This is a genomic window from Actinocorallia aurantiaca, from assembly GCF_039533685.1.
Classification (GTDB): domain Bacteria; phylum Actinomycetota; class Actinomycetes; order Streptosporangiales; family Streptosporangiaceae; genus Actinocorallia; species Actinocorallia aurantiaca.
Map to the genome: position 1 here is coordinate 774,466 of NZ_BAAATZ010000006.1, position 6,716 is coordinate 781,181.

Sequence of the window (6,716 nt, forward strand, 5' to 3'; positions counted from 1 at the left end):
TGAGAATACTCTCAAAACGAAAATTTCATCCCAGTGCGAGGCTGAAACCGGCCACCCGGTACGTCCTAACCTGATTCGAACCTGTCACACCGAATCGAAAGCTCGACGCCTGAATACACGGTTTGCCATGCCCAGGACCTCTCGGGCTCCGAATAACCGCATTCAGGACGCGCGTCGCCTGGAAATCGTCCCTCCCGTGTGCGAGCCGGGCCGCTGCGCGGAGTCAGGAGGCAGGCCCGGCGCGACGACGTCGCCACACGGCCGGAGCGTCCTGCCGCCTCAGCTCTTCCGTCCGATGCCGCCGAGCGGCTGGACCGGGGGCACCGGCCCGACGGGCTCGATCTCGGGACGCCACTGCGGGCACGGCACGAGGCCGGGAGGGAGGAGGTCGACGGTGGCGAAGAAGGGCAGGATGCGGTCGGCGCTGCGGAGTTCGTAGGGAACGGCGCCGCCCTCGTCGTATTCGTCCTGGGCCTGGTCGAGGGTGTCGGGGATGGTGTCGGTACCGTCGGCGATGACGAGGAAGCTCCCCGAGGGAAGCTCGTCGACGAGCTGATGGACGATCTCCTGTGCCCGTTCGTCGTCGGGGACGTGACCGAGGATCTCCATGAGCATGAGGGCGATGGGCTGCTCGAAGTCGAGGGTCTCGCGGGCCTGCCTGATGATGTCGGCCGGGTCGTGCAGGTCGGCTTCGATGTAGGCGGTGACGCCCTCGGGCGTGCTGTTGAGCAGCCCGTTGGCGTGGGCGAGCACGAGGGGGTCGTTGTCGACGTAGACGATCTTCGCGTCGGGAGCCGCGCGCTGGGCGACCTCGTGGGTGTTGTCGACGGTGGGCAGGCCGGTCCCGACGTCGAGGAACTGGCGGACGCCCTCGTCGGTGGCGAGATGACCGACGGCGCGGGCGAGGAACTGGCGACTCAGCCGGGCGATGTCCACGATCCCCGGAAAGACGTCGAAGTACTGGTCGCCGGCCTCCTGGTCGACGGGGAAGTTGTCCTTGCCGCCCAGCCAGTAGTTCCAGACGCGTGCGGAGTGGGGAACCGTGGTGTCGATACCGCCGCTCAGGTCTTTTTCGGCTTCGTCGAAAAAGCTTTTTGAGTCATCGCCGGTCCCCATGGCAGCCTCCGTACTCGTGGGTGCAATCATCGTGTTCGGGTGATTTTGCCCCAAGATCCCGTACGCCACCAGGCATATTCCAGTGGCTGAGACGAATTCCCGCCGTCAGGTGCGGAGCCCTTCGATGAATGTCCTGCTGGAGTCCTCGCCTTTGGAATCACGGCCGATGTTGGCGAATTTCACCGCGTATTCCTGAAAGTCCTCCGGCTGGTCCAGAATGCTTCCCCGCGCCGTTCCCGTCGGCCCGTCCGCCGGAAGGTAGACGATGTCAGAGCGGCCTCCATCGGCGAACCGCAGAATCGTCATCGCCTCACCGGCGGGTGCGGATCTGCGCGGCAGGGACGTCCGCACCTGGAGGGTCACCCGCCGGGAACTCATGGCGCGCAGGAGGGCCCGGTACTGGTCCTGCATGACCTCCGGCGAAACGGCCGGGTGGAAGAGCGCGGCCTTCTCCAGGAGGAACCATCCGACGGGCCTGTCCGGCCTGCGGTACAGCAGCTCGAAGCGGCGCATCCGCAGGGCGACATGCCGGCGGACCGTCTCCTCGGAGGCGTCGGGCAGCGCGTGAGCGATCACCGCGCGGGCGTAGTCCCGCGTCTGCAGCAGCTCGGGGACTGTCCGGGGTTCGTAGACCTTGAAAACGCGGGCCTCCCTCTCCAGATCGAGGTAGCGCCGAAACCGATCGGGCGCGGCGTCGCCGTACTCCTCCCACGGATCCGGCGGCGGGTCCGCCCTCCAGGAGCCTCCGAGCCCCTTCCCTACATCAGTGCCCCCGTGAACCAGGCTCAGAGGAACACGCGTGCCGACCTGGCGCGGAAGGACGATCTCGGGCGCGGGCCGCCCGCTGGACATCGCCAGAACCGTGTCGTTGTACCAGATCGTCCACTGCCTCAACGTCCCGATCATGTCGGGGTCTCCGCCCCATTCCCCGATCGCCATTCGCAGGACCCTGATCAGGGACTGCACGAAATACCGCTTCGGCAGTCGGCTGGTGGACTTGTTCAGGTTGTCCGAAACCGTCGAATCAGCCAATACCATGATCTTGATGTTCCGCCGCGCCAGGATCCGCTGCGCCTTCTCCGAGAACTTCTGCAGCGACAGGAGCCCTTCGGGCGTGGCGAGATCCACCGCGACACCCAGTGCGGCGCGAAATCCATTCGCGACCGCGACCCGTTCCTGCTCGTTCATGGCGACACATCCTGGTCTTGCAGTGATCGACCCGCACATGGTCCCACCCGGCAAGGCCTGCCGCACCCGACATCCAGCGCCAAACTAAATAGGCATATGACCGCTTGGCCGGGCTTGCTAATGCTAGGCGGGTATGTCGGCTATGCCGCGATTCCCGCTTTTATCCGGAAGTCCCGGAGATGATCGTTCCTGGGGCGGAGCAGCCGTGCGGGCCTGCACTCTGGGCGGCATCCGAAGAAGGGACCGCCCCGTGCTGCGACTCGCCACACCACCGCCCTCCGTCCTCCCCGGCTTCGACGACCCCGCCCTCGCCGACCCGTCCAAGCCGAACGACGCCGCCCTCATGTCCCTGTCGCTGTTCACCGTCTGGGCGATCCGCACCGGCCGGACCCTCCGCCCCGTACCCGTAGCCGAACTCTCGGCCGGCGAAATCGAGGCATTCTGGGAAGACGACCAGCTAGAAGCCCCTTATGCGGGGAGCCCCACGAAATGACCACTCCCCCTCCCCGCAGACCCAGCCGCCCCCGACTCTCCCCTCTCCCTCCACCGATGACCGAAATCCCCTCCCGGGCTCCAACGGTGAGAAAGTCCGCGCTCTTCGCCGCCGACATCATCGGTTTCAGCACCGCCTGTCCAGACGCCCGCACCCAGATCCAGGCACGGAACCGCCTGTACGACCACATCCAAGAAGCCTTCGACCTGACCGGCCTGCCCTGGTGGGAATGCCACCGCGAAGACCGCGGCGACGGCGCCCTGGTAGTCGCCCCCACCGACACCGACCCCACCCTGTTCCTGGACCCTCTGGCCCACCACCTGCGCGCACTCCTCCGCCGCCCCCACGGGGACGACCCCGCGCCCCCGCTCCGCCTACGCCTGGCCGTCCACTACGGCGAGGTCCACCACGACGCCCACGGCGTCACCAGCAACGACCTCATCCTGCTCTTCCGCCTCCTGGACTGCGCCACCTTCAAACGAGCCCTCCGCACCACCGACACCGCCCTGGGCATGATCGTCTCCAACGCCCTCTACCAGCACGCCACCCGCCACAGCCGCCACCTAGACCCTTCCTCCTACCGGCCCATCCGCATCACCGCGAAAGAACACCGCCGCACCCCGGCCTGGATCTGGGGCCTGTGAAGCCCCGGGTAGTTCGCCTGACGACCAGCCGACGTGGCAAGGAGACGGAGAACTGCGTTGGATCGACCGGCAGCGCCGGCGCACCCGCATCGAACTCGCCAACGCGATCTTCGAGTACATCGAAGGGTTCTACAACCGCCGCCGACGCCACTCGTCCCTGGACTGGATGACCCCGATACAGTTCGAAACCACCACCCGGTCGAGCCCGATCTCCTCACCAGCGAGTCCGTGAAACCGGGGCGACATCAGTTGAGAAAACGGCCCCGCCACCGCTGGGCACGGTGCCGCTCCCGCAACGCTCAACACCGCTCGCCCTCCTCACACGGGCCTGGTGCCTGGTCCAGCGGCTGGTCGCCGGGTTCAGCCGTTTCGGCCAGGCGGTGGAGGAGGTGCGCCCAGCCGTCGCCGGTCTCCTCCTCGAGTACGGTCGGCAGGTCGCTGTGGCGCAGGGTGAGCTCGGTGCCGTCGCCGTCCGGGGTCAGGGTGACTTCGACTCGGGAGGACTCCGGTGGGATGTCGGGTGCGCCCGGGGTGGCCTCCCAGCCGAAGGTGAAGACGAGGCGTTCGTACGGCACGAGCTCCACGAACCGGCCGCGCATCACCGGGCGCGGACCCTCGTGCATCGCCACCTGCAAGATGCCGCCGGGGCCGGCGTCCAGTTCGGCCGTTCCCCACCATCGCGCCAGGCGTGCCGGGTCGGTGAAGAACCGCCAGACCGTCTCGGGGCGCGCGCGGATGTGCAGCGTCTGCTCGATCGTCCTGCTCACAACGATCCCTTCGCGTCCTGGTCGCCGGTGTGCGCGTGTTCTTCCTGCTCGGCTTCGTGCTGGAGGCGGCTGAGCGAGGCGGACCACATGGTCTCCAGGAACGTCACCGCCTCGGCCAGTCCCTCCGGACGCAGCCGATAGAAGCGGCGGTTGCCTGCGCGGCGGACGTCGACGAGGCGGGCCGCCGCCAGCGTTCGCAGGTGCTGGGACACCGCGGGGCGACTGATCTCGGGGAAGCGCTCGGCGATCTCGCCTGCCGACACCTCGCGATCCCGCACCAGGACGAGGATGGCGCGGCGGGTCGGGTCCGCCACGGCGCGAAGCGCGTCGTCCATGGGTCACCGCCTTCGTTTGCGCACTGCCGGGACAGTGTGTAAGTGTTTAAGCAATATCTTACATACTTTCGAGGACGAGGGATCCGCCATGTCAGGAGATGACAGCACCCATGTGCCGCGACCGGAGAACCGACGGCTGAACGCGCTCGTCGGCCGCTGGCGTTCGCAGGGGCGGACAACGGCCACCCCGACGGATCCGGAGATCCGCATCGTCGGATCGGACATCTACGAGTGGCTGGCGGGCGAACACTTCCTCATCCACCGTGTGGACGTGCGCATGAATGATGAGCACGTCGAGGTCATCGAGATGATCGGACCCTACGATCCGGCGAGCCGGACCTACCCCATGCGCTCCTTCGACAACCACGGCGAGTTCGTCACCATGCGGGCGAGCGTCGACGACGACGGCGTCTGGACGTTCGCCGGCGAGACGGAGCGGGCGACGCTGGTGATCGCCGAAGACGGCGACTCCATGACGGCCGAATGGGAGCGCACCGACGACGGCTCGAACTGGCGGCACTGGATGGACATGAGCTTCACGAAGATGCCCGGCTCCAGCGCTGTCCCCGCCCCGTGATCCTCGAAGGCGCCGAGACCATGGACCCCCTGTTCGCCCGAAACCCGTAGTCACTCAGGGCACTAAAAAGGCCACTTCCGAGAGCCGGAAGTGGCCTTTGACCTGGGTGGAGATGAGGGGATTCGAACCCCTGACCCCTTCGATGCGAAGCATCTTCCCCAAGATCTCTAGCAGCCCCCGCGAGCCCTCTGCCAGCATCAGCGGTTCCTCAGCATCCGGCAGCGTCCGCCCTCGTACGCCTCGGTTGTCACCCAGTTAGACACTCACACCGTCTCAGCTTCGGTCAGCAGCCGTGCCTGCTTCTCCCTACCTGCTTGTCGCTGTCGGCGGGCCCCTAACCCTTTGTGCTCAATCACCTTACCTTTAGAATCCGCGAGCCTCCCTTAGAACGTCTAAACCGCTGACCGGCTGCTCCTAGAAGATCGCAACTACCAAGAGCCTGGAGGCTTAGGATGTCTATCGCTCTGTCATGCGTCGCGCTGGTGCTAAGCCTGTACGTTTTCGTACACGGTCGACGGAAGGACAAGCGAGATCTATTCCTTCGCATGCACGAACAGCTCGTCAGCCCAGACAGACAGCGAGGTCGCCGTCTGCTCTATCAGATGGCCAAAGACGGGCGCAGTGTTGAAGATTTGACACCAGAAGAGTACGAGCTGATCAACAATTCGCTCGCCTACTTCGACGTCCTCGGGATCTATTACAAGAATAGATACATCCGCCGTAAAGATGTTATGGAAATATGGGCTCTGCCCCTCGTCCGGCTCATGCAAGTCGCACAACCATTTCTCAACCATCGCGATACTGACCAGGGCGTCCCTATTTGGCCGCGCCTAAGAGCCCTGCACGCCGACGCTCAGAGGCACCTCGAACGCCACCAAGTCCCCATCAGAACAACACCTTCGGTTACTGGGCAAGCGGGCAGTTCTTCTGTTGACATCTGATCCGTAGCAATATCAGAGCCATCCACAATCGTCCAGATCTACTTGCTGACCTGACCTTCAGCTTCTCCCATGCCCATGCCCGTCCACATCGGTCCAGGCTTGGTGTACTAGCAACCATCGCCGGCCAGTTACCTGGCACGCTCGTTCGGGGGCGCGCTCGGCCACGCGAACGGTTAGGACGGTTTGGCAGAGGGATTCACGCGGGCGAGCGCTCCGGTCCGCAGGGGGCTGGGGGTCGCGAGACCCCGCTTCGAGCTCGATCCGGCCAGCACTCGCAACGGACCTACTTCTCCGAAGCAGCCCAAGATCCCTGCCAACCATAAACACGCCCTGACCAGCGCCGGAAGTCCGCAGCAGCCTTTCGCAATCCTGCTCGTCCTCCCAGCTTGCCACTCACGCGGTAGGCCGATCTAAATGCGGGATTTGCCGGATTTTAGAAGTCAATGCCGTGACCAGATCTGGCAAATACTGGGAATTGATCATGATACTAGGGCAGTCCTGAACCATGAGTCCTCACAGTGACATCAGCACTGATCCCGACGTATCCCATCTCCTAGATCTACTATCAATGCTGCCGAGCCCGAAAGGCAACGTTGATTTCTGGGCGGCGGTACAGTCTGCTGCACATCCTGGCACGGGAACTGCGGGAGAACCT

Annotated in this window: 8 protein-coding genes and 1 pseudogene; 5 read left to right on the plus strand and 4 right to left on the minus strand. The window is 65.0% G+C overall.

Annotated elements, in window-relative coordinates; genetic code table 11:
• Positions 1-279: 279 nt before the first annotated feature.
• Entirely contained in the window at positions 280-1,116 is an 837-nt protein-coding gene (locus ABD327_RS10570; RefSeq protein WP_344450089.1) for an SAM-dependent methyltransferase, read from the minus strand.
• A 105-nt stretch (positions 1,117-1,221) separates the two neighbouring features.
• Positions 1,222-2,304: a DUF5753 domain-containing protein gene (locus tag ABD327_RS10575; protein WP_344450090.1), complete on the minus strand. Its 1,083-nt coding sequence runs from the start codon at positions 2,302-2,304 to the stop codon at positions 1,222-1,224.
• A gap of 250 nt (positions 2,305-2,554) precedes the next feature.
• Here ABD327_RS10575 and ABD327_RS10580 point away from each other — a divergent pair, with 250 nt between their 5' ends.
• The 3 genes and pseudogenes from ABD327_RS10580 to ABD327_RS10590 all read left to right on the plus strand — a co-directional run.
• Positions 2,555-2,797 (plus strand): hypothetical protein, encoded by a 243-nt coding sequence (locus ABD327_RS10580; protein ID WP_344450091.1) that lies wholly within the window; start codon positions 2,555-2,557, stop codon positions 2,795-2,797.
• Positions 2,798-2,883: 86 nt separating this feature from the next.
• Positions 2,884-3,441: a hypothetical protein gene (locus ABD327_RS10585; protein WP_344450092.1), complete on the plus strand. Its 558-nt coding sequence runs from the start codon at positions 2,884-2,886 to the stop codon at positions 3,439-3,441.
• Positions 3,442-3,517: 76 nt separating this feature from the next.
• A pseudogene (locus tag ABD327_RS10590) lies at positions 3,518-3,673 on the plus strand (IS3 family transposase); the annotation flags it as partial.
• Between the two features lie 67 nt (positions 3,674-3,740).
• On the opposite strand, the gene ABD327_RS10595 reads toward ABD327_RS10590, so the two are convergent.
• Both ABD327_RS10595 and ABD327_RS10600 read right to left on the minus strand, forming a co-directional pair.
• Positions 3,741-4,208 carry an SRPBCC family protein gene (locus tag ABD327_RS10595; RefSeq protein ID WP_344450093.1) on the minus strand — a complete coding sequence of 156 codons (468 nt, stop codon included), beginning with the start codon at positions 4,206-4,208 and terminating at the stop codon, positions 3,741-3,743.
• The gene (locus ABD327_RS10600) at positions 4,205-4,543 is read right to left on the minus strand and encodes an ArsR/SmtB family transcription factor (RefSeq protein ID WP_344450094.1); all 339 of its coding nucleotides are present in this window, start codon (positions 4,541-4,543) and stop codon (positions 4,205-4,207) included. Before ABD327_RS10600 ends, ABD327_RS10595 begins: the two co-directional genes overlap by 4 nt.
• Positions 4,544-4,631: 88 nt before the next feature.
• Here ABD327_RS10600 and ABD327_RS10605 point away from each other — a divergent pair, with 88 nt between their 5' ends.
• Positions 4,632-5,120, plus strand: a complete 489-nt coding sequence (locus tag ABD327_RS10605) for a DUF1579 family protein (protein ID WP_344450095.1) — start codon at positions 4,632-4,634, stop codon at positions 5,118-5,120.
• A 545-nt stretch (positions 5,121-5,665) separates the two neighbouring features.
• Complete coding sequence (locus ABD327_RS10610) at positions 5,666-6,061, plus strand: hypothetical protein (RefSeq protein ID WP_344450096.1); 396 nt, start codon at positions 5,666-5,668, stop codon at positions 6,059-6,061.
• Positions 6,062-6,716: the final 655 nt, after the last annotated feature.

Coding starts and splice junctions, on each gene's coding strand:
- ABD327_RS10570 (WP_344450089.1), bottom strand. CDS start 1,116: ATGGGGACCGGCGATGACTCAAAAAGCTTTTTCGACGAAGCCGAAAAA.
- ABD327_RS10575 (WP_344450090.1), bottom strand. CDS start 2,304: ATGAACGAGCAGGAACGGGTCGCGGTCGCGAATGGATTTCGCGCCGCA.
- ABD327_RS10600 (WP_344450094.1), bottom strand. CDS start 4,543: ATGGACGACGCGCTTCGCGCCGTGGCGGACCCGACCCGCCGCGCCATC.
- ABD327_RS10605 (WP_344450095.1), top strand. CDS start 4,632: ATGTCAGGAGATGACAGCACCCATGTGCCGCGACCGGAGAACCGACGG.
- ABD327_RS10610 (WP_344450096.1), top strand. CDS start 5,666: ATGCACGAACAGCTCGTCAGCCCAGACAGACAGCGAGGTCGCCGTCTG.